The organism is Mycobacterium sp. pR1184, from assembly GCF_041287235.1.
Lineage (GTDB): Bacteria > Actinomycetota > Actinomycetes > Mycobacteriales > Mycobacteriaceae > Mycobacterium.
This window is the reverse complement of the sequence record NZ_JBGGKR010000007.1, coordinates 1-24,224: the sequence shown is the minus strand read 5'-3', so window position 1 is coordinate 24,224 and position 24,224 is coordinate 1. Positions and strand designations below refer to the sequence as shown.

Sequence of the window (24,224 nt, the reverse complement as noted above, 5' to 3'; positions counted from 1 at the left end):
ACTCCCCGATGACCCGTCCACGACAACAATCCGGCAAAATGGGCGGTATGGACTCTGGTGTCAGCTCACCGCGCGTCTTGGTCGTCGACGACGACTCCGATGTGCTCGCCTCGCTAGAGCGTGGCCTGCGGCTTTCCGGCTTCGAAGTGTCCACCGCCGTGGACGGGGCCGAGGCCTTGCGCAGCGCCACCGAGACCCGCCCGGACGCGATCGTGCTGGATATCAACATGCCCGTGCTGGACGGGGTCAGCGTCGTCACCGCGCTGCGAGCGATGGACAACGACGTCCCGGTCTGCGTGCTCTCCGCCCGCAGCTCGGTCGACGACCGCGTCGCGGGCCTGGAGGCAGGCGCCGACGACTACCTCGTCAAGCCATTCGTGCTGGCCGAGCTGGTCGCGCGGGTGAAAGCGCTGCTGCGCCGCCGCGGTGCCGTCGCGTCGACCTCGTCGGAAACCATCACGGTCGGCCCGCTGGAAGTCGACATTCCGGGCCGGCGGGCTCGCGTCAACGGCGTCGACGTCGACCTGACCAAGCGTGAGTTCGACCTGCTGGCCGTGCTGGCCGAGCACAAAACCGCCGTGCTGTCCCGCGCGCAGCTGCTGGAGCTGGTGTGGGGTTATGACTTCGCCGCCGACACCAACGTCGTCGACGTCTTCATCGGTTATCTGCGCCGCAAGCTGGAGGCCAACGGCGGTCCCAGGTTGCTGCACACCGTCCGTGGGGTTGGGTTCGTACTGCGAATGCAGTGACGACGCGGTAGGCAGCACAGCCATGAATTTCCTGTCGCGGATGTTGGCCCGAACACCCTCGCTGCGGACCCGGGTAGTGCTGGCGACGGCCATCGGTGCCGCGATTCCGGTATTGATCGTCGGTGCCGTGGTTTGGGTCGGCATCACCAACGACCGCAAGGAGCGGCTGGACCGCCGGCTCGACGAGGCCGCCGGTTTCGCCATCCCCTTCCTGCCGCGCGGCCTGGACGAAATCCCGCGCTCGCCCAACGACCGTGACGCAATCATGACGATCCGGCGCGGCACCCTGATGAAGTCGAATTCGGACGTGACGCTGCCCCGCCTCGACGTCGACTATGCCGACACCTACGTGAACGGCGTGCGCTACCGGGTGCGCACGGTGGAGATCCCGGGACCGGAGCCGACCTCGCTGGCCGTCGGCGCGACATATGACGCCACCCTCGCCGAGACCAACAATCTGCACCGCAGGGTGCTGCTCATCTGCGGCTTCGCCATCTTCGCGTCGACGGTGTTCGCTTGGCTGCTGGCCTCTTTCGCGGTGCGACCGTTCAAACAGCTTGCGCAGCAGACCCGTTCGATCGATGCCGGCGACGAGGCACCCCGCGTCGAAGTGTACGGCGCCACCGAGGCCGTCGAGATCGCCGAAGCCATGCGCGGGATGCTGCAACGTATTTGGGACGAGCAGAACCGAACCAAGGAGGCACTCTCGTCGGCACGCGATTTCGCGGCCGTGTCCTCCCACGAACTCCGCACCCCCCTGACCGCGATGCGCACCAATCTCGAGGTCCTGTCGACCCTCGATATGCCCGACGACCAGCGCAACGAGGTGCTCGGCGACGTCATTCGGACCCAGTCGCGCATCGAGGCGACGCTGACCGCGCTGGAACGGTTGGCGCAGGGTGAACTGTCCACCTCCGACGATCACGTGCCGGTCGACATCACCGAACTGCTGGACCGTGCCGCCCACGACGCGATAAGGGTTTACCCCGGCCTGGATGTGTCGTTGGTGCCCTCGCCCACCTGCATCATCGTCGGGATGCCGGCCGGGTTGCGCCTGGCGGTCGACAACGCGATCGCCAACGCCGTCAAACACGGCGGCGCCACCCGGGTCCAGCTGTCGGCGGTCAGTTCGCGCGCCGGAGTGGACATCGCCGTCGACGACAACGGCAGCGGCGTGCCCGAAGGCGAGCGCGAGGTGGTGTTCGAGCGGTTCTCACGCGGGTCGACGGCTTCGCACTCGGGCTCGGGTCTGGGGCTGGCGCTGGTGGCGCAGCAGGCCCATCTGCACGGCGGGACGGCGTCGCTGCAAGACAGCCCGCTGGGCGGTGCGCGGCTGCTACTGCACCTGCCCGCCCCCAGTTAGACCCTCACGTGCCGGAGTTGTTGTGCCACGGCGTAAATCCCGCCCGCAACGCGGATTGCTCGTCGGAAAACCACACCTGCGCGGTCGTCGGGTCGTAGCCGGCGGTGTCGGGGGTGTAGTAAAGCCGGGTGTCGATGCGCGCCTTGACCAACCATCCCGCCGGTCCACGGCCACCCGGGCCGGCCGGCGCGGAGCCGGGCCCGTACCCGGCCGGCGGTGGCACCGTGATCTTCCGGGTCGGCGATTCCCGTTGCACGGCAGGAATCTTCGTCGTCGCAGGATCGGTCACAATCCTCGTCGTTGCAGGATCGGGCATCACTGGGTGATCCACCGGAACATCAAGTGGCACTGAACGTGTGACTGGCCGGGCCAGACACGCGAGCGTCAACACCAATCCCATCGCGAACGACACGCCGAAGAGCCACCAATTCACGTGATTCATCGACGCATACCCGTCGTTATCAGCCAGGCGAGGCCCGAGCCCGCCACAAAGGCCAGTAGGTACCACAACCACTGGATCAGGAAATCCATGCCGGATCCTGCCTGGCCACATACGACTTCGACCCGGCGTTTCTTGGCGCGACCATCGGCGTGCGGTCAACGGCAAGCTGGTCGACGACAGTCAGATTCGACCAGGTGTGCGTGGCCTCCCGGGCGATCGTGTTCTTCTGGTCTTGTGACGCCGCGGTACCGGTCAAGGAGATCGTGCCCCCGTTGACGGTGAGACCGAAGTCCGTGATCGAGGCGCTGTTCTTGAAAATCGTTCCGGCATTGGAGAAATCGAGTGCGTCGACATTCGGATCGATTTGGATTCGGTCGATGATGCTGATGCCGGCCGGCAATGCGCCTTTGAGCACCCTTGTCAGCACGGCTTTCGCCGAATCGTCGGGGAATTCGCCGGTGAGGGTTATGTCGTTGCCGTTGCGGACAATTGACAGCGGGGCCAGCGACAACGGCGGCTTGCCGGGATTACCCGGCGACGCGACCACCGGCGGCGGGTGGGGGGTCCCGGAGGGGGCGTAGCCGATCGCGGCTATCAGCAAGGGAATAACCACCACACCGATCAGCCAGCCCATACCCAGCGAACGCCGGTAGCAGATCGGGGTGCGCCGCGGCGTTTCGGCCGGCCGGCCGAAGCGCCCCCCTAGCCCCACGATTGTCCCCTCCCCGCATTCCGGCGCCGTGACGCGTCCGTCCTGCCGGCGATATTGCAGCCTACCGGCCCTACCTGTGGTCACTCGTTGCGTCGGGCACACTGGAGCAATGGGCAGTAAACCGACCGACAGCGAAACCCTGGCGCACATCCGCAACCTCGTCGACGAGGAAAAGAATCTCAGGGCACAGCTGCAGCACCGCGACATCAGTGAGTCCGAGGAGCATGACCGGCTCCGGCGGGTCGAGGTCGAACTCGACCAGTGCTGGGACCTGTTACGACAGCGGCGCGCGCTGCGCGAAACCGGCGGTGATCCACGTGAAGCCGCGGTACGCCCCGGCGACCAGGTCGAGGGCTACCTGGGATAGCCATGTCCCTCGGTGACGCGCCGGATTTCGACGCAGTCGTCGTAGGCGGGGGCCACAACGGCCTGGTGGCAGCCGGCTATCTGGCCCGAGCCGGTCTCCGGGTGCGATTGCTGGAGCGGCTGGGACACATCGGCGGGGCCGCGGTGTCCGCGCGCGCCTTCGACGGCGTCGATGTCCGGGTGTCGCGATACTCCTATCTGGTCAGCCTGTTGCCACCGCGCATAGTCGCGGACCTGGGCGCCGACATACGGCTGGCCCGGCGGCAATTCTCGTCGTACACACCCCAACCCGCGACCGGCGGACGCAGCGGACTGCTGGTCGGGTCCCAGGAGTCGTTCCGCGCGGTCGGCGCCGCCGACGACGAGCACGGCTTCGCCGGCTTCTACCGGCGCGCCCGCCTGGTGACCGAGCCGCTGTGGCCGACGCTGACCGAACCGCTGCGCACCAGGGAGCAGGCCCGCCGCCTCGTCTGCGACGGCGGCGATCCGGCGGCCGACGCGGCATGGCGCTCGATCGTCGAAGAGCCGATCGGATGCGCGATCGCCGACGCGGTGCGCGACGACCTGGTCCGCGGGGTGATCGCCACCGACGCGTTGATCGGCACGTTCGCGCGCCTCGACGATGCGTCGCTGCGCCAGAACATCTGCTTTCTCTACCACGTGCTCGGCGGCGACTGGGACGTCCCGATCGGCGGGATGGGCGCGGTGACGGCAGCCCTGGCCGCCGCCGCTGTCCGTCATGGGGCCGAAATAGTCACCGGCGCAGAGGTTTACGGTGTGGAGCCGGATGGCCGGGTGCACTACCGTCAGGACGGCGCACTGCGCCGGATTCGAGGCCGGTTCATTCTGTCCGGCGTCACCCCGGCGGTGCTGGCCGAGCTGCTCGGTGAGCCGCCGGCACCGGTGGCGCCGGGGTCGCAGGTGAAGGTGAACATGGTGCTGCGGCGACTGCCCCGACTGCGCGACGACAGCGTCACCCCCGCGCAGGCGTTCGCCGGGACGTTCCACGTCAATGAGACCTGGAGCCAACTGGATACGGCCTACGCACGCGCGGCCACCGGCAAGCTACCCGAGCCGCTGCCGTGTGAGGCGTACTGCCATTCGCTGACCGATCCGAGCATCCTGTCGGCCGGGCTGCGGGAGTCGGGTGCGCAGACGATGACCGTATTCGGCCTGCACACACCACACCCGTTGCTGGACAACGTTTCTCGCGATCAGCTGACGGAGTCGGTGCTGGCGTCGCTGAATTCCGTACTCGCCGAACCGATTCAGGACGTGCTGATGAGCGATGCGCAGGGTCGGGCCTGCATCGAGACGACAACCACACTGGACCTGCAGCACACGCTGGCGATGACGGCCGGCAACATCTTTCACGGCGCCCTGTCCTGGCCGTTCGCGAACGACGACGAAGCGCTCGACAGCCCCGCCCGTCGATGGGGGGTCGCGACCGCCCACGAGCGAATCATGGTGTGCGGCTCGGGTGCTCGCCGCGGTGGCGCCGTGTCAGGCATCGGCGGCCACAACGCCGCGATGGCGGTGCTGGCGTCGCTTGGCTAGAGCTCGCCTAGCGCCCGTCGATCGGGGCGTAGTCGCGCTCGGTGTAGCCGGTGTAGATCTGGCGCGGACGGCCGATCTTGCTGTCACCCTCGTCGTGCATCTCACGCCAGTGCGCGATCCAGCCGGGCAGCCGGCCCAGCGCGAACAGCACGGTGAACATCCGGACCGGGAAGCCGAGCGCCCGGTAGATGAGCCCCGTGTAGAAGTCGACGTTCGGGTACAGCTTGCGCTCGATGAAGTAGTCGTCGGTCAGCGCGGCCTCTTCGAGCTGCTTGGCGATGTCCAGCAGCGGGTCGCCGCCGAGCTTGGCCAGGATCTTGTCGGCCTGCTCCTTGACGATGCGGGCACGCGGGTCGTAGTTCTTGTAGACCCGGTGGCCGAAGCCCATCAGCTTGACGCCCTCTTCGCGGTTCTTGACCTTGCGGACGAACTCGCCGACGTCGTCCCCGCTCTGGCGGATCTGCTCGAGCATCTCCAGCACGGCCTGGTTGGCGCCGCCGTGCAGCGGCCCCCACAGCGCATTGATGCCCCCGGAGATCGAGGTGAACAGGTTGGCCTGCGACGAGCCCACCAGCCGGACCGTCGACGTCGAGCAGTTCTGCTCGTGGTCGGCGTGCAGGATCAGCAGCATGTCCAGCGCCCGAACCACCTCGGGGTCGGCGTGGTACGGCTCGGCGGGCAGCCCGAACGTCATCCGCAGGAAGTTCTCCACCAGCGACTGCGAATTGTCCGGGTAGAGAAACGGCTGCCCGACCGACTTCTTGTAGGCGTAGGCAGCGATCGTCGGCAGCTTGGCCAGCAACCGGATCGTCGACAGCTCGACGTCCTCGGTGTCCATCGGGTCGAGCGAATCGGGGTAGTACGCCGACAGCGCGTTGACGGCGCTGGACAGCACCGGCATCGGGTGCGCGTTGCGCGGGAAGCCGTCGAAGAACCGCTTGAGGTCCTCGTGCAGCATCGTGTGCAACTGGATCCGCTTGGTGAAGTCGGCCAGCTGGTCGGTGGTGGGCAGCTCGCCGTAGATCAGCAAGTACGAGACCTCGAGAAAGGTCGACTTTTCCGCGAGCTGATCGATCGGATAGCCGCGATAGCGCAGGATGCCGGCGTCGCCGTCGATGTACGTGATCGCGCTCTTGCACGCGGACGTGTTGACGAAGCCGTTGTCGAACGTCGTGTAGCCGGTCTTGGACAACAGCGGGCCAAGAGCAATACCGTCGGCACCTTCGGTGGCTTTGACGATCTGCAGGTCGATCTCACCGCCTGGGTACTTCAGAGTTGCGGTGTCGTCGGTTTCGGCCACGAGAACCCCTTTGCGCTCTGGCTGGTATGGCTGCGCCTTGGCTAGGTGCGTACAGCTGAAGGTAGTCGTTATTGCGGCGACGCGCCTGCCCGGGGTCGCCTCTGCTGACCTCGCGGCTTTCCTCGAGGTGAACCGCGCCTTATCGTGCGGTGTTAGGCCTCACAGCCGCGCGCCGTATGTGATCAGGGTTGCAGGCGTTCGACGCGACCGCCGGCGACCCGAATGCGGTTATGCAGCCGGTTTTCTCGGCCCTGCCAGAACTCCACCGTCTCGGGCGCGATCAGGTACCCGCCCCAGTTCGGCGGCACCGGAACGCTCTCGGTATCGGCGAAGCGAGTGGTCACGTCGGTGAGCTGATCGAGCAGCGCCGCCCGGGATGCGATCGGCCGCGACTGATGCGATGCCCATGCACCCAGCTGTGAGCCGCGCGGCCGCTTGGACCAGTAGTCCGCGGTGTCCTGCGGGTCGACCTTGGTCACCGCGCCGCGGACGTGAACCTGGCGCCCCAGCAAGTACCAGGGAAAGGTCGCCGACGCATACGGCGTCTCGGCCAGCTCGATGCCCTTGGCGGAGTCGTAGTTGGTGAAGAAGGTGATACCGGTCTCGTCGACGCTCTTGCACAGCACCGTGCGGCTCGTCGGTCTGCCGTCGGCGACCGTCGCCAGCACCATCGCGTTGGGCTCGGCGACCCCGAAACGTTCGGCGTCTTCCATCCACCTCCGCAATAACGAAAGCCACCCGTCGTCGAGCCAGGAAGCGTCGAGATCGGAGCTGCCGTCGCGCTCCGCCGACCCGTACTCCACGCGCATCCGCTGCAGGTGATCTTGGTCAGTCAAGGGGTCTGGTCCGGCCATCGGACCAACGCTACCGGGGGTAGCTACCGGCCGGTAGCGTCGGCAAAAAGCCAAGGTGCAAGAATTTTCCTATGTCTGTGGTCCCGGAAAATTTTGTCCCCGGTCTCGAAGGCGTCGTCGCCTTCACCACCGAGATCGCCGAACCGGATAAAGACGGCGGCGCGCTGCGCTACCGCGGCGTCGACATCCAGGATCTGGTGGATCAGCAGGTGACATTCGGCGATGTCTGGGCTCTTCTGGTCGACGGTAGGTTCGGCCACGGTTTGCCGCCCGCCGAGCCGTTCCCGTTGCCGATCCACACCGGCGATGTGCGCGTCGATGTTCAGGCGGGCCTGGCGATGCTGGCGCCGATCTGGGGCTACCAGCCGCTGCTGGACACCGACGAAAGCGTCGCCCGCGACCAGCTGGCCCGGGCGTCGGTAATGGCGCTGTCCTATGTCGCGCAGTCCGCGCGCGGAATCTACCAGCCGGCCGTGCCGCAGCGGGTGATCGATGAATGCCCAACCGTCACAGCACGTTTCATGACCCGCTGGCAGGGTGAGCCCGACCCGCGGCACGTCGAGGCCATCGACGCCTACTGGGTGTCGGCCGCCGAGCACGGCATGAACGCCTCGACGTTCACCGCGCGGGTGATCGCGTCCACCGGCGCCGACGTCGCCGCGGCGTTGTCGGGGGCGATCGGGGCGATGAGCGGTCCGCTGCACGGCGGCGCGCCGGCGCGGGTGCTGCCGATGATCGAAGAGGTCGAGCGCAGCGGTGACGCGCGAGGCCTGGTCAAGAAGATCCTGGACAGCGGAGACAAGCTGATGGGATTCGGGCACCGCGTCTACCGCGCGGAAGACCCGCGGGCGCGAGTACTGCGTGCCACTGCCGAGCGACTCAAAGCACCGCGCCACGAGGTCGCCGTCGCGCTCGAGCAGGCCGCCCTGGCCGAGCTGCGGGAGCGGCGTCCGGACCGGGCGATCGAGACCAACGTCGAGTTCTGGGCCGCGGTCATCCTGGACTTCGCCGAGGTGCCGGCCAACATGATGCCGGCGATGTTCACGTGCGGGCGCACCGCGGGCTGGTGTGCGCACATTCTCGAGCAGAAGCGGCTCGGCAAGCTGGTGCGTCCGTCGGCCATCTACGTGGGTCCGGGCCCGCGCAGCCCGGAATCGGTCGAGGGTTGGGACCGGGTTCTCACTCACGCTTAACGCACTTGTCGGTGCCCGGCGTTTGAATGGGTCTCGCCGCGATGAGTTTGTGTCGCGGAGGCAGTCAATAACCGTGAGCCAGTCCCCTCCCGGGGCCGGCCGCGAGACCGACAGCGAGGAGACCACAATGGCCATCACCATCGAACCCGCAGTAATCCCCCACCTGGTCGTTGCCGATTCGGCGGCCGCGATCGACTTCTACGTCAAGGCTTTTGGCGCTGAAGAGCTGGGACGCGTGCCGCGTCCCGACGGCAAGATCGTCAACGCCGCGGTCCGGATCAACGGCTCCACCGTCATGCTCAACGACGACTTCCCGGAGACCTGCGGCGGCAAGTCGATGACACCGAAGTCGCTAGGCGGAACGCCGGTCACCATCCACCTGACCGTCACCGACGTCGACGCCAAGTTCCAGCGGGCGGTCGATGCGGGCGCGACGGTGGTGGTCCCGCTCGCGGACATGTTCTGGGGCGACCGGTACGGCGTTGTCGAGGACCCATCCGGGCACCGCTGGTCATTGGGTCAGCCGGTGCGCGAGGTCAGTCCCGACGAGATCCAGGCGGCGATGTCGAGCAGCTAACCGAGCAGCCGCGCCAGCAGTCGGCGTTTCGGCGCCGCTGGCGCGGTCGCCGCGGCCGCGAGCATGTCGGCGACGTCGGTGAACTTGTTGCGCGGGCGGCCGTCGTCAATGCCCCGGGCGATTTCAGCGGCATCGATGGCGGCCCAGCCCGCGGCGTCCACGACGTTGGCCTGGCGGGTGTGCACCAGCTGGTCCAGCGCCTCGGGCTTGGCCACTGGGTCGGTCAGGGTTCCGGCGTTGTAGTCGGCGACCAGCGCGTGGACGGTCTGCAACGAGCACGACTTGTTGGTGCCGATGAACCCCGTCGGGCCTCGCTTGATCCACCCGGCTACATAGGCCCCGGTCACCGGCCGGCCGGACTCGGGATCAATGACACGACCGCCGTCGTTCGGAACAACCGACGTCGACTCGTCGAACGGGAGATCGCGAATCAGCTTGCCGCGGTAGCCAATCGAGGTCAGCACTAGACCCGCGTCGATGCGCTCCACGTCTTCGGTGCCGGTGATGGAGAACTCCACGCCGGTGGCTCGCTGCTCACCCAGCACGCGCGCGGGCGTGCGCTGATAAGTCAGCCGGATGCGCGGGCGCGGCCCGGGCACTGACGCGTCACCGAGGTTGGTCAAGATCTCCAGCTTGTTTCGGGTCAACCGGTCCGAGGCGGTTGCGAGGTCGCGCGCCACCAGCTCGCGGTCGTCGGCATCGAGCACCACGTCGGATGTGCCTGTCAGGCCGATCAATTCGGGCAGGGTGAATGCCGAGTGGGCGGGGCCGCGCCGCGCGGCGATCACGACCTCGCGGACCGCGGAGTGACGAAGCGCTTCGAGTGCACGGTCGCAGATGTCGGTCCGGGCCAACTCGTCCGGGTCGGTCGTCAGCACGCGGGCGACGTCGAGGGCGACGTTGCCGTTGCCGACGATCACCACGCGTTCGTGACTCAAATCGACTGGCAGATCCGCGAAGTCGGGATGACCGTTGATCCACGCGACGAACTCGGTGGCGGTTCCCGTGCCGGGCAGGCCCATGCCGTCGATGTCGAGCCGTCGGTCGTCAGGCGCACCGACCGCGTAGAGCACGGCGTGGTGATGGGCCAGCAACTCGGCGTGGCTCAGGTGCTTACCGACCTCGACGTTGAGATAGAACCGGAAGTACCGATGGCTGCAGACCCGGTCGAAGAACTCGGTGACCTTCTTGGTGTTCTGGTGGTCGGGGGCGACCCCGGCGCGCACCAAACCGTAAGGCGTGGGCAGCTTTTCGAAGACGTTGACCCGCACGCCGTGCTGGGTGAGCAGCTCGTCGGCGGCATACATCGCGGCGGGGCCGGACCCGACGATCGCCACCGTCAACGGCCGGCGACGGGCATGCACCTGGGCGGCCGGGATCACCGGCGCTAGCTTCGATGTCGGCGGCAGCTTCACGCCGGCTGGTCGCGGCGGGTAGAACGACGCGTTGATCTCGACGAACGGCAGCTGCTTGCCCTCCAGCCGACTGTCAGGCGCGATCGCGCCCACCGGACAGGCGCTCACGCATGCCCCACAGTCCACGCAGGCGACCGGATCGATGTAGAGCATCTCGGTCGTCGCGAAGTCCGGCTCGTCCGGCGACGGGTGGATGCAATTCACCGGACAGGCGAAGACGCAGGACCCGTCGTTACAGCACGACTGGGTAATAACGTGCGGCATAACCGAACTCGCAGTGCTTATGCGGCCGGCACGGCGGCCAGGTGCTGGCGCTGCGGCTCGCTGCGGTAGCGCGACGGCTTGCCGTTGATCTTGCAGATCCGCCACATCAGCCGTGCGGACCAATTCTGCATCAGGCCGGTGTCATAGGCCAGCATGCGCACATCACCGAACATGTCGGAGAGCCACTTGCGCGATTCCGGCGACCTGAAGAACAGTTCCTTTTTGACCTCGCGCGGGATGTCGAACTCGCGCCAGAACGCCTTGGGCGGCACCACAATTGCCCGGCACAAAACCTTCATGGTCAACGGCAGGTACAGCGCCGTCCAGAACCGTTGCCGCTTGGTCAACTCCGGCAGCCGCTTGCGCAGGAATTCGTGCGCGAACGAAATGTGCCGCGCTTCCTCGGCCACGTGAATCGCCATCACCCGTTCCATGATCGGATGCAGCGACTTGCCTTCGCGCAGAACGTTTTTCTGCGTGTGATCGATCGGCTCCTCACCGGCGAGCACACCGATGAAGAACGCCACCGGCAGCGGTCCCGCCACCAGCGGAACCAACGGCGAGAGCCATTTCAGCATTCGGGGCATGCCCGGGACGTCGGCACCGATGCGGTTGACCATCTCCTGGAACATCATGGTGTGGTTGCACTCTTCAACCGATTCGTGCAAGCAGTACCGGTATTCGGGAGACCCGTTCGGCACCCAGAACGTGTAGTTCATCAGGCCACGGATCAGGATCGACTCGAAGTGCAGACCCACCTTGGCCACGTTGGCCTGGCGCCACATGCCGATCTTGATCTGGCGCTCCTGCGACTGGGCCTGATACCAGGGGTGGCGACCCAACGGGTCGGTCGCCGGCAGGATCCACCGCGGGTCGTTCTCGGTGACGGCGAATTCGGGTGACTCCCAATCGATGTCGGTGTACGGGTTGAAGTTCCGCCGCACCGACCCCTCAGACAGTGTGGCGAGCATCCTGACGTACTCGGCGTCGTCACGCACTTCCATCTTGTTGCGCCAACGCCGGACCATTCGCGTCCTTGCCATACCCAAGCCTCCCCAGCGAGGTTTACATTCGGCTGTGCAATGTCCAAACAGTACCGCAGGTACCGGGAACTTTCTAGAGCCTAGATCGCCACTGTTGCCTGACCGGTGGTCACCGACTTCGTGTGGTATGGCTCACACTTACCGGCTTCATCCTCGGTATGTAGCCGTCGGCGGAACAGAACAAACAGCCCGGCCCAGCGCCGTCACGGGTCGGCTCACTACCCTGATGAGCATGGCTGACCAGCTCCAGATCCCCGCTGACCTCAAACCCCGCGACGGCCGCTTCGGCTGCGGCCCCTCCAAGGTCCGACCCGAACAATTGCAGGCGCTGACCACCACCGCGGCTGCGCTGTTCGGCACCTCGCACCGGCAGGCGCCGGTCAAGAATTTGGTAGGCCGGGTGCGCAAAGGGGTGTCGGAGCTGTTTTCCGTGCCCGACGGGTACGAGGTCATCTTGGGCAACGGTGGCGCGACCGCGTTCTGGGATTCGGCCGCGTTCGGGTTGATCGACAAGCGCTCGCTGCACCTGACCTACGGCGAATTCAGCTCGAAGTTCGCGTCCTGTGTCGCCAAGAACCCGTTCGTCGAGGATCCGATCGTCATCAAGGCCGATGCCGGCAGCGCACCCGAGCCGCAGACCGACCCGTCGGTTGACCTGATCGCGTGGGCGCACAACGAGACGTCGACCGGCGTCGCGGTCCCGATCAAGCGTCCGGCCGGGTCGGGTGACGCACTCGTCGCGATCGATGCGACGTCCGGGGCCGGCGGCCTGCCGGTCGACATCACCGACACCGATGCCTATTACTTCTCGCCGCAGAAGAACTTCGCCAGCGACGGCGGACTGTGGCTGGCGATCATGAGCCCCGCCGCGCTGGCCCGGGTCGAGGCCATCGCCGGGAGCGGCCGCTGGGTGCCCGACTTCCTGTCGCTGCCGATCGCGATCGAGAACAGCCTGAAGGATCAGACGTACAACACCCCGGCGATCGGCACCCTGGCGCTGATGGCCGAACAACTCGACTGGATGCTGGGCAACGGCGGACTGGACTGGGCGGTCAAGCGCACCGCGGACTCGTCGCAGCGGCTGTATTCGTGGGCGCAGGAGCGGCCGTACACCACGCCGTTCGTCACCGACCCGGCGCTGCGCTCCCAGGTGGTGGGCACCATCGATTTCGTCGACGACGTCGACGCCGCGGCGGTCGCCAAGGTTTTGCGTGCGAACGGGATCGTCGACACCGAGCCGTACCGCAAGCTCGGCCGCAACCAGTTGAGGATCGCGATGTTCCCCGCGGTCGACCCCGATGACGTCAGCGCCCTGACACAGTGCGTCGACTGGGTCGTCGAGCGGCTTTAGTTCGGCGATCGGCGCGCAAACCGCCCAGCGTGTCAGCACGGGTTGTGGGCGTTAGCTGGACTAGAGTGCGGCACAGTGACGGGTCCGGAGAAATTGAAGCTGACCTGCACAAAGCCTGCGAGGAGAAGCCATGCGGGAACTCAAATTGGTTGGGCTCGACGCCGACAGCAAATACGTCATCTGCGAGGGTGATGGCCCCGAAGAGCGGTACCAGCTGGCGGCCGACGACCGACTGCGTGACCTGCTGCGCGGCGAAGTAGCGCCGCCGGAGCAACCGCACCTCGACATGGAAGTCACCAACATGCTGAGCCCCAAGGAGATTCAGGCCAAGATCCGCGCGGGCGCCTCCGTCGAGCAGGTGGCCGCGGCATCGGGCTCTGACCTCTCCCGGGTTCGCCGGTTCGCCCACCCGGTGTTGCTGGAGCGCTACCGCGCCGCCGAGCTGGCAACTGCCTCGCATCCGATGCTGGCCGACGGCCCCGCGGTGATGACCCTGCTGGAAACCGTCAGCGCCGCGATGGTCACCCGCGGCCTGGACCCCAGCGGACTCAGTTGGGACGCCTGGCGCAACGAGGACAATCGCTGGACCGTGCAGCTGGCCTGGAAGGTCGGTCGCTCCGACAACCTGGCGCATTTCTTCTTCATTCCGGGCGCCCACGGCGGCACCGTCACCGCGGTCGACGACGCGGCCAGTGAGCTGATCGACCCGGACTTCGAGCGTCCGCTGCGCCCGCTGGCCCGGGTGGCCCACGTCGAATTCGACGAACCTGCGCCCGCGGAGCCGGTGGCACCCGCTCCCACCCCGGATCCGCCGGTGCACAGCCGCCGCGGCAAGCCGGTCATTCCGGCATGGGAAGACGTGCTGCTCGGCGTGCGCTCGGGCGGACAGCGCTAGCTAGGACAGCGTGAGCGCGAGCAGCGCCAGCCACGCGATCGTCACGCCCACTCCCGCGCCCAGCACAAACCAGCGCAGCACCGGCGTGCGTCGCCACCCCCACAGCGTCGGCGCCAGGCCTCCGGCAGCCACCACGTTGAGCCCGACCGCCAGCAGGGGATGCACCCGGACCAGACCGAGACTGAGCACCACGATCGCGGCGCCGGTCACCGCGGCGACAAACCCCGCGACCGTCAAACCCGTTGCCCAGGGCACAGACTGGGCGGGCTGGCCGAGTTTGTCGCTCACTCGCCGAGCCTAACCCGCTCGTAGAACGCCAACGCCGCGGCAGTCGCGACGTTGAGCGAGTCGGTACCGCGCGACATCGGGATGCGTACCCGCACGTCGCTGATGCGCAGCGTGGCCGGCGTCAGGCCGGGGCCTTCGGCGCCGACGAGTATCGCGATCCGGTCATCGCGTGCGGCCGCCATCGCCTCGGCCAGCGAGCACGCCCCGGCGTCCGGGGTCATCGCCAGCAGCCGGAATCCCTTTTCCTTCAGCATCCCGAGGTCGGCGGGCCAATTCGCCGAGCGGGCATAGGGCACCAGCAGCGCATGTCCCATCGACACCCGCACGGCGCGACGGTAGAGCGGGTCGGCGCAGCCGCTGCCGAACACCACCGCGTCCACGCCCAGCCCCGCCGCGTTGCGGAAGATGGAGCCCAGGTTCTCGTGGTCGTTGACGCCTTCGAGCACGGCGATGGTCCGCGCGCCCTCGACGAGCTGCGCAACGCTCGGCTCGGGCACCCGTCGCGCGGCCGCCAGCACACCGCGGTTGAGGTGGAAGCCGACCACCTGCGCCATGACCTGCGCGGAGGTGCGGTAATACGGCACCGCGACTCCGGCCAGGTCATCTTTGAGTTCGTCGAGCCGGCGCTCGGTGCCGAGCAGCGCGTGCGGGGTGAACCGCGACGCCAGCATGCGCTGCACCACCAGCACTCCCTCGGCGATCACCAGTCCCTTGCCGGTAGGCAGGTCGGGACGGCGATCGATGCTGTTGAGGTCGCGGAAATCGTCGAGGCGCGGGTCCTCGGGATCGTTGACGTCCTGGACATCCAGGCGCGGGCTCACGGGCTTTCGTCGACGAGCGCCAACATCAAATCGGCCGCCTCGCGAAGGGTGGCGCGTTTGTCGCTGTCCATCGTGGCAAGCTGCTCGGCCAGCCACTCCTGGCGGGCGCGACGGGCCGCCTTGACCAATTCGGCGCCGGACTCGGAGACCGAGACCAGGACCTGCCGGCCGTCGACGGGGTGCGGGGTGCGGTCCACGAAGCCCTCGTCGGCGAGCGACGCGATCACCCGGGTCATCGACGGGGGCCGGACGCGTTCGCGAATCGCCAAGGCGCCGGGCGTCATCGCGCCCTCGTTGGCCAGGGTTGTCAATGCCGACAGCTGAGAAAGCGACACCGGGGAGGACGGATTCCGGAACCGCAGTTGGCGGGCCAACCGCATGACCGCCAACGACAGGTCGGCCGCCAGCCGCGCATCGCTGTCAGGCATGGCGCGAGGTTACATCGGAACTCGAGAATTCGGGCTGAGAAACGTCGAACGGTGGACTATCACGCATTCGCTGGGAAAGACAGTGATGGCCACGCCACGGTGACGGTGGCCCCGGGTTAGATTGATCGCGATGAGCGCCGAACCTGGCCGGAGTCCCGAGCCGCCCCCGCTGCCACCCGGGCTGCTGCGATTGTGGCCATTCATCACGATCGGCGCCGTGGGCTGGCTGATCGCCGTGGCCGCCGCGTTTCTCGTTCCCTCGCTGGAGAGTTGGCGTCCGATCACGCTGGCCGGGCTGGGAACCGGCGTGGTGGGTACGACCATCTTCTTACTGCAGCTCGCCGGGGCCCGTCGTGGCGAGCGAGGCGCACAGACGGGCCTGGAATCCTTTCTCGACCCTAAATAGCTTCAGCCGGGAGGAAGCGATGGCAGCCCCGCTGCTGCAGGCGCAGATCGACATCGACGCGCCGGCCTCGAAAGTCTGGTCCTTGATCTCCGACTTCCGCCGCATGCCGCAGTGGAGTCCGCAGTGTCGCTGGATGAAGGCGTTCGGACCGCTGCGCCCGGGCACCCGCACGCTGAACCTCAACCGGCGCTTGGGCCTGCTCTGGCCCACCACGGCCACGGTCGTCGAGGTCATTCCGGAGAAGAAGCTGGCTTTCCGGGTCGACACAAACCGGACGATCTGGAGCTATGAGCTCGAGCCCAACGGCGATGGCACCCGGGTCGTCGAGAGCCGGCACGCCGAGAACGGCCTCAGTGCGTATGCGAGCTTGTCGATCAACGCGTTCCTGGGTGGGACAGCGACCTTCGAACGCGAACTGGTCGAGGGTATGAACGCCTCGCTGGCGCGAATCAAGGCCGCGGCCGAGAAAAGCTAGCCGGGCGAATCCGTCGCGGATTCCGTAGCGACATCGGGTGACTCGGCTGTCTCGGAGGCTTCCGACGACTCGGTAGTCTCGGAGGCTTCCGGCGAATCCGACGGCTCGGCCGTTTCCGCCACAGCCTCCGGCGTTTCGGCCACGGCCTGCGGCGACTCCGCCGACACCTCGGGCGATTCGTCGGACGGCTCGGACACCACTGGCGGCGCCTCGGGCGGCTCGGCCGGAGGCGCCATGATGTCCAGGACACCGTCGTCGTAGGGCTCGTACGCCGGCGAACCGCTGCCCGCCGGTGCCGGTGTGTCGGAGTGTGCGCCGCAGCCGTACTGCTTGTCGACGATGTGCCCGTCGGCGGACAGCTCGTTGCCGCAGACGCCGAACATCGCGCCCAGCGATCCCGCCAGCGGCAGGAAGAAGCCACAATCGCGGCACACCCGTTTGGTGGACCGCGCCATCGCCGAGTCGGGGCCGTAGTCGCCGTTGTGCCAGCGCTCGGCGGCATCGGCCCGGCCCCACAGACTCATCACCCAACGCCGGCCCAGCCCGACTTCGGCCGCGGTCTCGTCGACCTGCGGGTCACCACTGGACATGAAGCCGGGAACCAGCCGCTCGTCGTTCGCCGCCGGCGGCAGCAGATCGCCAGGGCTCAAATCCCCTTGGCGCACCCGCTGGTCCCAGGGCACCCAATTGGGCGCCAACAGCGACGTCGGCCCGGGGACCAGTACGACCTCGCTGATCGTGGCCTGTTCGGCGCCGGGGTAGGCGGCGACGACGGCGGCCCACTGCCATCCGGTGTAACCGGGCAGGTGAGCCAAGAACCGGTGCGTGGCGGCGTTCGGGTCTTCGAAGCTGACGCCCAGATAATCCCCGACCGCGTCGGGTCCGCTGAACTCCTCGACAGCGGCCCTGGCCTGGTCGACCGCACGCGTGAGCACCGCCGCCAACTCTGCCGGCCACTCGGCCACGGTTGCCACGGCGGATTCCTCGGTGGGTCCGGTCACGCTGTCTTCTCCATGCATCGCGTCTCAATAGTAGGTTGGCGAGCCGCACCCGGTTGCCCCTCGGTCTAAGTTGGCGAGCCACGCCCGGTTGCCCCCCGGGATAGGACAGAATTGATTTGTGTCTGGACGGCGGCGTGACGATCCGGGCCGTGCGCCCTCCAACCCGGGCCGCCGGACCCGCACCGGATCGACGAATCAGCACCCCGGCATGGCCAACTACCCCACCGACGACGCGGACTACCGACGCACGCGTCGCCCACCTGCGCCGCCCAGTGCCAACCGCTACCTGCCGCCGTTGGGCCGGCAGAAAGAACCGAACCGCGACAGCGCGCCCCCACGTCGCGAGTCCTCGGGTGAACGTGAACGGATCACCGTCACCCGCGCCGCCGCGATGCGTAGCCGCGAGATGGGCTCGCGGATGTACTGGATGGTGCAACGGGCCGCCACCGCCGATGGCGCCGACAAGTCCGGCCTCACCGCGCTGACGTGGCCGGTGGTGGCCAACTCCGCAGCGGACTCCGCGATGGCCGTCGCGCTGGCGAACACGTTGTTCTTCGCCGCGGCCAGTGGCGAAAGCAAGTCGAAAGTCGCGCTGTATCTGTTGATCACCATCGCGCCGTTCGCGGTGATCGCGCCGCTGATCGGGCCCGCGCTGGATCGCTTGCAGCACGGCCGGCGCGTCGCGCTGGCGTTGTCATTTGGGTTGCGTACCGCGCTGGCGGTGCTGCTGATCATGAACTACGACGGCGCCAGCGGCAGTTTCCCATCGTGGGTGCTCTATCCGTGTGCGCTGGGGATGATGGTCTTTTCGAAGTCGTTCAGCGTGTTGCGCAGCGCGGTGACACCCCGGGTGATGCCGCCGACCATTGACCTGGTGCGGGTCAACGCGCGGCTGACGATGTTCGGTCTGCTGGGCGGCACCATCGTCGGCGGCGCGATCGCAGGCGGCGTCGAGTACGCCGGAGCGAACCTGCTCAAGCTGCCAGGAGCACTGTTCGTCGTGGTGGCGGTGACGGTGGCGGGCGCCTTCCTGTCGATGCGAATACCACGCTGGGTCGAGGTGACCGAGGGTGAAGTTCCGGCCACCCTGAGCTATCGCCAGGACAGCGAGCCGTTGCGCCGCAGCTGGCACAAGGAAGTCAGCGGCGCACTGCGACAGCCGTTGGGCCGCAACATCATTACCTCGCTGTGGGGTAATTGCACGATCAAGGTGATGGTCGGCTTCCTGTTTCTGTATCCCGCGTTCGTCGCCAAGTCGCATGAAGCCAACGGCTGGGAGCAACTCGCGATGCTGGGCATCATCGGTGCCGCTGCCGGGATCGGTAACTTCGTCGGCAACTTCACCAGTGCGCGGTTGAAACTCGGCCGGCCCGCCGTGCTGGTGGTGCGCTGCACCGTGGCGGTGTGCGCGGTCGCGTTGGCCGCGTCGGTGGCCGGCAGCCTGATGGCGGCCGCGATCGCCACCCTGATCACGTCCGCCGCTGCCGCCATCGGCAAGGCGTCGCTGGACGCATCCCTGCAAGACGACCTGCCCGAAGAATCCCGGGCGTCAGGGTTCGGGCGCTCGGAGTCGACGCTGCAGCTGGCCTGGGTGCTGGGCGGCGCGGTGGGCGTGATGGTCTACACCGAGCTGTGGGTAGGCTTCACGGCCATCAGTGCGATATTGATTCTGGGTCTGGCCCAAACCATCGTCAGCTTCCGCGGCAACTCGCTGATCCCCGGCCTGGGTGGTAACCGGCCGGTGATGGTCGAGCAGGAAGGCATGCCTCGCGACAGCGGTATGACCGCGGCGGTCCCGAAGTGAAACGTGGTGTGGCCGTTGCCCTTGCGGCCGTGGTCGTGCTGCTGGCCGCGGGCGCTGGAGTAGGCACCTGGTGGCTGCTGCGCGACTCGGGCCCGCGGCGACCGGAGATCAGCGCGTACTCGCACGGGCACTCGGTCCGGGTGGGCCCCTACATGTACTGCAATGTGCTCAACCTCGATGACTGCCAGCAACCACAAGCTCAGGGCGAGCTGCGGGTCACCGGCAGATATCCGGTCCAGCTCTCGGTTCCCGAGGCGATTTCGCGGGCGCCGTGGCGGCTGCTGCAGGTGTACGAAAATCCCGCGAACACGGCGACCACCATGTTCCGGCCCGGCACCCGCCTTGCCGTGACGATCCCCTCGGTCGACCCACAACGCGGGCGGCTGACCGGAATCGTCGTGCAGCTGCTGACCTTGGTCGTCGACCAGGCGGGTGAACTGCACGAAGCCCCGCATGCGGAATGGTCGGTGCGGCTCATTTCTTAGGGCCGCAGGTACAACCTACGCCCCGTGGCCGACCGGCACCCGCTCGCCGTCGACCGGCGGCCCCGGCGGCGTACCGTCACCGAAAGGCTTGCCGCCCAATGCCTCCCGGCCGTGTGGGGCGAGCCAGCTCGCCAGTTCCGGCCCCTTGGGCACGATGCGGGTCGGATTGATGTCGGCATGCACGATGTAGTAGTGCTGTTTGATCTGCACGAAGTCGATCGTGTCGCCGAAGCCCGGCGTCTGAAACAGGTCCCGCGCGTAGGCCCACAACACCGGCATCTCGCTCAGTTTGCTTCGGTTGCATTTGAAGTGCCCGTGATACACCGGGTCGAAGCGGGCCAACGTGGTGAACAGTCGCACGTCGGCCTCGGTGATGGTGTCGCCCACCAGGAATCGCTGATCGGCCAGCCGATCGCTCACCCAATCCAGCGCGGCGAACAACCGGTCGTAGGCCGCGTCGTAGGCGTCCTGCGAGCCGGCGAAACCGCACCGGTAGACCCCGTTGTTGATCTCGGTATAGATCCTTTTGCTGACCTCGTCGATCTCGGCGCGCAGCCGCTCGGGGTACAGCTCGGGCGCACCGTCGCGGTGCAACGCGCTCCACTCGGTGGACAAGTCCAGCGTCATCTGCGCGAAGTCGTTGGTGACGACGGCACCCGTTGCGACATCGACGATCGCCGGGACGGTGATCCCCTTGGGGTAGTCGGGGAAGCGCTTGAAGTAGGCGTCTTGTAGCCGCGGGATCTTCAGGACCGGGTCCACGCCACCCGGGTCGAGGTCGAACGTCCAGCTGCGCTCATCGTGGGTTGGGCCGCAAAACCCAATGGAGAGAACATCTTCGAGGCCCAGCAAGCGCCGGACGATGATCGCTCGGTTCGCCCACGGACAGGCGCGGGCGACGACCAGCCGATACCGCCCGGGCTCGACGGGATAACCGTCGCGTCCGTCGGCGGTGATGCGGGTGGTGATGTAGTTGGTGTCCCGGGTGAACTCCCCTGCACCGGCAACGTAGGTGGCCATGGGAGACGATTCTGCTCCTCGGCAATCGAGCCGGTCGACGCAGCCACCGTCAGGAACCGTTGCGCCAGAAGGACGGTTTATCCCAACCACTTTCGCGGGCGAGCGCCCTTACCTGCTCTCGCCCGCCGGCCGACGGGGGCAGTTAGGCGTCGAGCTCCCGAGCCACGGCCTTGACCACCTCGGAGACGCGGCGTGCCACCTTGCGGTCGGGGTAGCGCCCCTTGCGCAGCTCGGGCTGCACGGTGCCCTCCAGCAGGGTGATCATGTCCTCGACCATGCCGTGCAGCTCGTCGGGACTGTGCTTGTGGTCGACAGCGGCGGGTGCCTCGCGCCGCGTCTTGGCAAGGGAGGGCGGTGGGTCGATCAGCTTGAGACTCAACGCCTGCGGTCCGCGCCGGCCGGATGCCAACCCGAATTCCACCTTCTGCCCCGTCTTCAGCCCCTCAACGCCCTCGGGCAACGCCGACGAACGGACATAGACGTCCTCGCCGTCTTCCTGCGACAGGAAGCCGAACCCCTTCTCGGCGTCGTACCACTTAACCTTGCCGGTCGGCACTGGTCTCACCTGCTTGTCTGAAGGAAATGTCTAGGAATGGCCAACATAAGAAGCGTCCCGCCTGTGCAGGACGCGATGCGGATTCAGATCCTACTCGGGTGGTTGCCGGACCAGCACCCCCGTTTCCTTCGCACTCGCTAGGCTGGCAGTACTGCTGGAGGAGATATGCGCCTGGTTCTGAACATCATCTGGCTGATTTTCGGCGGCCTCTGGATGGCCGTCGGATATCTCGCTGCGGCGCTCATCAGCTTCTTGCTCGTCATTACGATTCCGTTCGGGTTCGCCGCGCTGCGCATCGCCTCGTACACGTTGTGGCCATTCGGCCGGACCATCGTCGACAAACCGACCGCCGGGACCGGCGCCCTGATCGGAAACATCGTCTGGGTGCTGCTGTTCGGCATCTGGCTGGCCATCGGCCATTTGGTGAGCGCGGCGGCCATGGCGGTGACGATCATCGGCATACCGCTGGCGTTGGCCAACCTCAAACTCATCCCGGTGTCGCTGATGCCGCTGGGCAAGGAGATCGTTCCGGTCGGGTCGGCGACCCCATTCGCGCGGGTGCCCGCATGACGCTGACCGCACTGGGTGTACCGACAGTGCCGAGTCTGACGGGCGGCACGCCCGCTGCCGAAATGCCAACGGACGGCCCGCTGCTCGACACCTATGGCAGGGCGGCCACCGATCTGCGTGTATCGCTGACCGATCGCTGCAACCTGCGGTGCAGTTACTGCATGCCGGCCGAAGGCCTGGACTGGCTGCCCGGCGAGCAGCTGCTGCGGCCCGAGGAGCTGGCCAGGCTGATGCACATCGCCGTGACCCGGCTCGGCATCACCAGCGTGCGGTTCACCGGCGGTGAGCCGCTGTTGTCCCGCCACCTCGAAGGCGTGGTCGCGGCGGCGGCGGCATTGCGGCCCCGTCCGGAGATCTCGCTGACCACCAACGCCGTCGGGCTCGCGCGCCGCGCCGCCAAGCTGGCCGCGGCCGGGCTGGACCGCGTCAACGTCTCGCTGGACAGCGTGAACCGGGATCGCTTCGCGGCCATCACCCGTCGGGACCGGCTCGCCGATGTAGTGGCCGGCCTGGCCGCCGCCAAGGCAGCAGGACTGGCGCCGGTCAAGGTGAACGCGGTGCTGGACCCCGCCACCGGTCGCGAGGATGTCGTCGAGCTGCTGGGGTTCTGCCTCGAACACGGCTACCAGTTGCGGATCATCGAGCAGATGCCGCTGGACGCCGGGCACCAGTGGCGCCGGGGGGCCGCGTTGACCGCCGACGACGTGCTGGCGGCGCTGCGACCATACTTCCGGCTGCGCCCGGACCCCACGCCGCGCGGTTCGGCGCCCGCCGAGCTGTGGCTGGTGGACACCGGCCCGAATACGCCCGCCGGAAAGTTCGGTGTCATCGCCTCGGTGTCGCACGCGTTCTGCGGGACGTGTGACCGCACCCGGCTGACGGCCGACGGCCAGATCCGCAGCTGCCTGTTCTCCACCGACGAGACCGACCTGCGCGGCCTGTTACGCGGCGGTGCTTCCGACGACGCGATCGGGTTGGCCTGGCGTACCGCGATGTGGGCCAAGCCCGCCGGCCACGGGATCAACAACCCGAACTTCATCCAGCCCGACCGCCCGATGAGCGCGATCGGTGGCTGAGCTTGCGCTGGACGTCGAGGACACCGACGGCATCGAGGTGACGGTCCGCTACTTCGCCGCCGCGCGGGCCGCCTGCGGAGCCGAATCGGAAACGGTGGTGCTGCGCCCGGGCGCCACGATGGCCGAATTGATTGAAAAGCTCGCCGCTGCGGGTACCCGCCTTGCAACCGTGCTGGAACGTTGCTCGTACCTCTGCGACGGCATCGCGGTCCGCGACGAAACCAAACCGTTGCGCTCGGGTAACACGATTGACGTGTTACCCCCCTTCGCCGGCGGTTAATTTTGTGAGATAGCTCACGTAACGGAATGATAACGGCCGGGACACGGCCCGATATCGGGATGTGGTGAGCTGGGCAAATCCCAGGTGTTCCTGCGTCTTTCGAACATGTCCGTGCGGGAAACGCCGAGTTTCGCAGAAAGTGACGGGGTCAACAGAACCGGCTACCGTCTGCGAAGGCTCGCCAAGATCAACCGAGCGGCGGTCCTCCCTCACCCGTAGCGCCGAGCTCCATCCAACGGGCGAGGGACACCGAAATCTGGATGGAGACGGGGGACCCACCGGTCCGCCGGACCGGGGTCGCGTGCGACTCCTTGGGGTGAAGCCGACGTCGGCTCTCGCGAGACGACGGAGGCCGGGTGACCTCTTGAACCCGAACCCGACAGCTGACCTCGCAGGCGCGTCACGAGAGGAAAATTTCGGCGCGTATGAGTGGACGTCACCGCAAGCCCTCGACATCCAACATCAGCGTCGCCAAGATCGCCTTCACGGGGGCGGTACTTGGTGGCGGCAGCATTGCCATGGCTGGTCAAGCAGCCGCGGCCACGGATGGCGAATGGGATCAGGTAGCCCGTTGCGAATCGGGTGGCAACTGGGGAATCAACACCGGCAACGGCTACTACGGCGGCGTTCAGTTCAACGCCGGCACGTGGGCCGCGCACGGCGGGGGCCAATACGCCCCGTCGGCTCAGTTGGCCACCAAAGAGCAGCAGATCGCCGTCGCTGAGCGAGTCCTCGCGACGCAGGGCCGCGGTGCATGGCCCGTGTGCGGTACCGGGCTGTCGGGCCCGACTCCGCGCGAGGTCCTGCCGGTTCCGGCGGGCTTGGACCTGCCCGGTCTGAACGGCCCGCAGGCCCCGCCGCCGGCCGACGCCCCGCCACCGGACGCTCCTCCGCCGCCCGCACCGGTGCAGCTGGCGTCCTTCGACCAACCGG

The 24,224-nt window shown here is 67.3% G+C and carries 27 protein-coding genes, 1 pseudogene and 1 riboswitch; of the genes and pseudogenes, 16 read left to right on the top strand and 12 right to left on the bottom strand.

The annotated features are described in order from the left end of the window. Window positions 1-38 precede the first annotated feature (38 nt). Window positions 39-749, top strand: coding sequence for a two-component system response regulator PrrA (gene prrA / locus ACAG21_RS13905; protein ID WP_090609587.1), 711 nt, complete (start codon window positions 39-41; stop codon window positions 747-749). Window positions 750-771: 22 nt separating this feature from the next. Next, window positions 772-2,112, top strand: a complete 1,341-nt coding sequence (locus ACAG21_RS13900; RefSeq protein WP_370496676.1) for an ATP-binding protein — start codon at window positions 772-774, stop codon at window positions 2,110-2,112. A gap of 4 nt (window positions 2,113-2,116) precedes the next feature. Here ACAG21_RS13900 and ACAG21_RS13895 read toward each other — a convergent pair whose 3' ends face one another. Then, a complete protein-coding gene (locus ACAG21_RS13895) occupies window positions 2,117-2,401 on the bottom strand; it encodes a hypothetical protein (RefSeq protein ID WP_370496675.1) in 285 nt (94 codons plus the stop codon). A 229-nt stretch (window positions 2,402-2,630) separates the two neighbouring features. Next, entirely contained in the window at window positions 2,631-3,266 is a 636-nt protein-coding gene (locus tag ACAG21_RS13890) for a BON domain-containing protein (RefSeq protein WP_370496674.1), read from the bottom strand. Between the two features lie 109 nt (window positions 3,267-3,375). On the opposite strand from ACAG21_RS13890, the gene ACAG21_RS13885 reads away from it, so the two are divergent. Together ACAG21_RS13885 and ACAG21_RS13880 are read left to right on the top strand one after the other, a co-directional pair. Next, window positions 3,376-3,633 carry a DUF2630 family protein gene (locus ACAG21_RS13885; RefSeq protein ID WP_370496673.1) on the top strand — a complete coding sequence of 86 codons (258 nt, stop codon included), beginning with the start codon at window positions 3,376-3,378 and terminating at the stop codon, window positions 3,631-3,633. Window positions 3,634-3,635: 2 nt separating this feature from the next. Further along, the gene (locus ACAG21_RS13880) at window positions 3,636-5,189 is read left to right on the top strand and encodes a phytoene desaturase family protein (protein WP_370496672.1); all 1,554 of its coding nucleotides are present in this window, start codon (window positions 3,636-3,638) and stop codon (window positions 5,187-5,189) included. A gap of 7 nt (window positions 5,190-5,196) precedes the next feature. Here the strand turns inward: ACAG21_RS13880 and ACAG21_RS13875 are convergent, their stop codons facing one another. Together ACAG21_RS13875 and pdxH are read right to left on the bottom strand one after the other, a co-directional pair. Next, window positions 5,197-6,489: a citrate synthase gene (locus ACAG21_RS13875; RefSeq protein WP_370496671.1), complete on the bottom strand. Its 1,293-nt coding sequence runs from the start codon at window positions 6,487-6,489 to the stop codon at window positions 5,197-5,199. Window positions 6,490-6,671: 182 nt separating this feature from the next. Then, window positions 6,672-7,343: a pyridoxamine 5'-phosphate oxidase gene (gene pdxH / locus ACAG21_RS13870; RefSeq protein ID WP_370496670.1), complete on the bottom strand. Its 672-nt coding sequence runs from the start codon at window positions 7,341-7,343 to the stop codon at window positions 6,672-6,674. 71 nt (window positions 7,344-7,414) lie between these two features. On the opposite strand from pdxH, the gene ACAG21_RS13865 reads away from it, so the two are divergent. Both ACAG21_RS13865 and ACAG21_RS13860 read left to right on the top strand, forming a co-directional pair. After that, window positions 7,415-8,536, top strand: a complete 1,122-nt coding sequence (locus ACAG21_RS13865; RefSeq protein WP_370496669.1) for a citrate synthase 2 — start codon at window positions 7,415-7,417, stop codon at window positions 8,534-8,536. A gap of 127 nt (window positions 8,537-8,663) precedes the next feature. Next, complete coding sequence (locus ACAG21_RS13860) at window positions 8,664-9,113, top strand: VOC family protein (RefSeq protein WP_370496981.1); 450 nt, start codon at window positions 8,664-8,666, stop codon at window positions 9,111-9,113. Here the strand turns inward: ACAG21_RS13860 and ACAG21_RS13855 are convergent. Together ACAG21_RS13855 and ACAG21_RS13850 are read right to left on the bottom strand one after the other, a co-directional pair. Beyond that, window positions 9,110-10,792 (bottom strand): FAD-dependent oxidoreductase, encoded by a 1,683-nt coding sequence (locus ACAG21_RS13855; protein ID WP_370496668.1) that lies wholly within the window; start codon window positions 10,790-10,792, stop codon window positions 9,110-9,112. The two genes, ACAG21_RS13860 and ACAG21_RS13855, sit on opposite strands and share 4 nt — an antisense overlap. 17 nt (window positions 10,793-10,809) lie before the next feature. Beyond that, window positions 10,810-11,835, bottom strand: coding sequence for a diiron oxygenase (locus tag ACAG21_RS13850; protein WP_370496667.1), 1,026 nt, complete (start codon window positions 11,833-11,835; stop codon window positions 10,810-10,812). A gap of 226 nt (window positions 11,836-12,061) precedes the next feature. Between ACAG21_RS13850 and serC the strand changes: the two genes are divergently transcribed. Both serC and sepH read left to right on the top strand, forming a co-directional pair. Further along, a complete protein-coding gene (gene serC / locus ACAG21_RS13845) occupies window positions 12,062-13,186 on the top strand; it encodes a phosphoserine transaminase (protein ID WP_370496666.1) in 1,125 nt (374 codons plus the stop codon). A 130-nt stretch (window positions 13,187-13,316) separates the two neighbouring features. Beyond that, window positions 13,317-14,081, top strand: a complete 765-nt coding sequence (sepH, locus tag ACAG21_RS13840; RefSeq protein ID WP_370496665.1) for a septation protein SepH — start codon at window positions 13,317-13,319, stop codon at window positions 14,079-14,081. Here the strand turns inward: sepH and ACAG21_RS13835 are convergent, their stop codons facing one another. From ACAG21_RS13835 to ACAG21_RS13825, 3 genes are read right to left on the bottom strand one after another with little or no spacing between them, the layout of a single operon-like run. Then, window positions 14,082-14,369: a DUF2537 domain-containing protein gene (locus tag ACAG21_RS13835; RefSeq protein WP_342926968.1), complete on the bottom strand. Its 288-nt coding sequence runs from the start codon at window positions 14,367-14,369 to the stop codon at window positions 14,082-14,084. It lies immediately after the preceding gene. Next, window positions 14,366-15,190 carry a TrmH family RNA methyltransferase gene (locus ACAG21_RS13830; protein ID WP_370496664.1) on the bottom strand — a complete coding sequence of 275 codons (825 nt, stop codon included), beginning with the start codon at window positions 15,188-15,190 and terminating at the stop codon, window positions 14,366-14,368. Before ACAG21_RS13830 ends, ACAG21_RS13835 begins: the two co-directional genes overlap by 4 nt. Then, on the bottom strand, window positions 15,187-15,618 hold the full coding sequence (locus ACAG21_RS13825) for a MarR family transcriptional regulator (protein WP_370496663.1): 432 nt from the start codon (window positions 15,616-15,618) through the stop codon (window positions 15,187-15,189). The genes ACAG21_RS13830 and ACAG21_RS13825 overlap by 4 nt, the downstream gene beginning before the upstream one ends. A 130-nt stretch (window positions 15,619-15,748) precedes the next feature. Here ACAG21_RS13825 and ACAG21_RS13820 point away from each other — a divergent pair, with 130 nt between their 5' ends. Both ACAG21_RS13820 and ACAG21_RS13815 read left to right on the top strand, forming a co-directional pair. After that, window positions 15,749-16,024 (top strand): DUF2530 domain-containing protein, encoded by a 276-nt coding sequence (locus ACAG21_RS13820; RefSeq protein ID WP_370496662.1) that lies wholly within the window; start codon window positions 15,749-15,751, stop codon window positions 16,022-16,024. Window positions 16,025-16,043: 19 nt separating this feature from the next. After that, window positions 16,044-16,499 carry an SRPBCC family protein gene (locus ACAG21_RS13815; RefSeq protein ID WP_370496661.1) on the top strand — a complete coding sequence of 152 codons (456 nt, stop codon included), beginning with the start codon at window positions 16,044-16,046 and terminating at the stop codon, window positions 16,497-16,499. A 218-nt stretch (window positions 16,500-16,717) separates the two neighbouring features. Here the strand turns inward: ACAG21_RS13815 and ACAG21_RS13810 are convergent. After that, window positions 16,718-17,500: pseudogene (locus ACAG21_RS13810) on the bottom strand (DUF3027 domain-containing protein); the annotation flags it as partial. Between the two features lie 208 nt (window positions 17,501-17,708). Here ACAG21_RS13810 and ACAG21_RS13805 point away from each other — a divergent pair. Continuing rightward, on the top strand, window positions 17,709-19,304 hold the full coding sequence (locus ACAG21_RS13805; RefSeq protein ID WP_370496980.1) for an MFS transporter: 1,596 nt from the start codon (window positions 17,709-17,711) through the stop codon (window positions 19,302-19,304). Further along, window positions 19,301-19,789 carry a DUF2771 domain-containing protein gene (locus tag ACAG21_RS13800; RefSeq protein ID WP_370496660.1) on the top strand — a complete coding sequence of 163 codons (489 nt, stop codon included), beginning with the start codon at window positions 19,301-19,303 and terminating at the stop codon, window positions 19,787-19,789. The genes ACAG21_RS13805 and ACAG21_RS13800 overlap by 4 nt, the downstream gene beginning before the upstream one ends. A gap of 15 nt (window positions 19,790-19,804) precedes the next feature. Here the strand turns inward: ACAG21_RS13800 and ACAG21_RS13795 are convergent, their stop codons facing one another. Both ACAG21_RS13795 and ACAG21_RS13790 read right to left on the bottom strand, forming a co-directional pair. Beyond that, complete coding sequence (locus ACAG21_RS13795; RefSeq protein ID WP_370496659.1) at window positions 19,805-20,809, bottom strand: glutathione S-transferase family protein; 1,005 nt, start codon at window positions 20,807-20,809, stop codon at window positions 19,805-19,807. Between the two features lie 142 nt (window positions 20,810-20,951). Further along, on the bottom strand, window positions 20,952-21,365 hold the full coding sequence (locus ACAG21_RS13790) for a cold-shock protein (RefSeq protein WP_370496658.1): 414 nt from the start codon (window positions 21,363-21,365) through the stop codon (window positions 20,952-20,954). A 165-nt stretch (window positions 21,366-21,530) separates the two neighbouring features. Here ACAG21_RS13790 and ACAG21_RS13785 point away from each other — a divergent pair, with 165 nt between their 5' ends. From ACAG21_RS13785 to ACAG21_RS13770, 4 genes are all read left to right on the top strand, one after another. Further along, the gene (locus ACAG21_RS13785) at window positions 21,531-21,935 is read left to right on the top strand and encodes a YccF domain-containing protein (protein WP_370496657.1); all 405 of its coding nucleotides are present in this window, start codon (window positions 21,531-21,533) and stop codon (window positions 21,933-21,935) included. Continuing rightward, window positions 21,932-23,011, top strand: coding sequence for a GTP 3',8-cyclase MoaA (gene moaA, locus ACAG21_RS13780; protein WP_370496656.1), 1,080 nt, complete (start codon window positions 21,932-21,934; stop codon window positions 23,009-23,011). The genes ACAG21_RS13785 and moaA overlap by 4 nt, the downstream gene beginning before the upstream one ends. After that, entirely contained in the window at window positions 23,004-23,291 is a 288-nt protein-coding gene (locus ACAG21_RS13775) for a MoaD/ThiS family protein (protein ID WP_370496655.1), read from the top strand. Before moaA ends, ACAG21_RS13775 begins: the two co-directional genes overlap by 8 nt. Before the next feature lie 237 nt (window positions 23,292-23,528). After that, window positions 23,529-23,705: riboswitch (cyclic di-AMP (ydaO/yuaA leader) on the top strand. 11 nt (window positions 23,706-23,716) lie between these two features. Continuing rightward, on the top strand, window positions 23,717-24,224 hold a 508-nt coding region (locus ACAG21_RS13770; RefSeq protein ID WP_370496654.1), incomplete at its 3' end, for a transglycosylase family protein.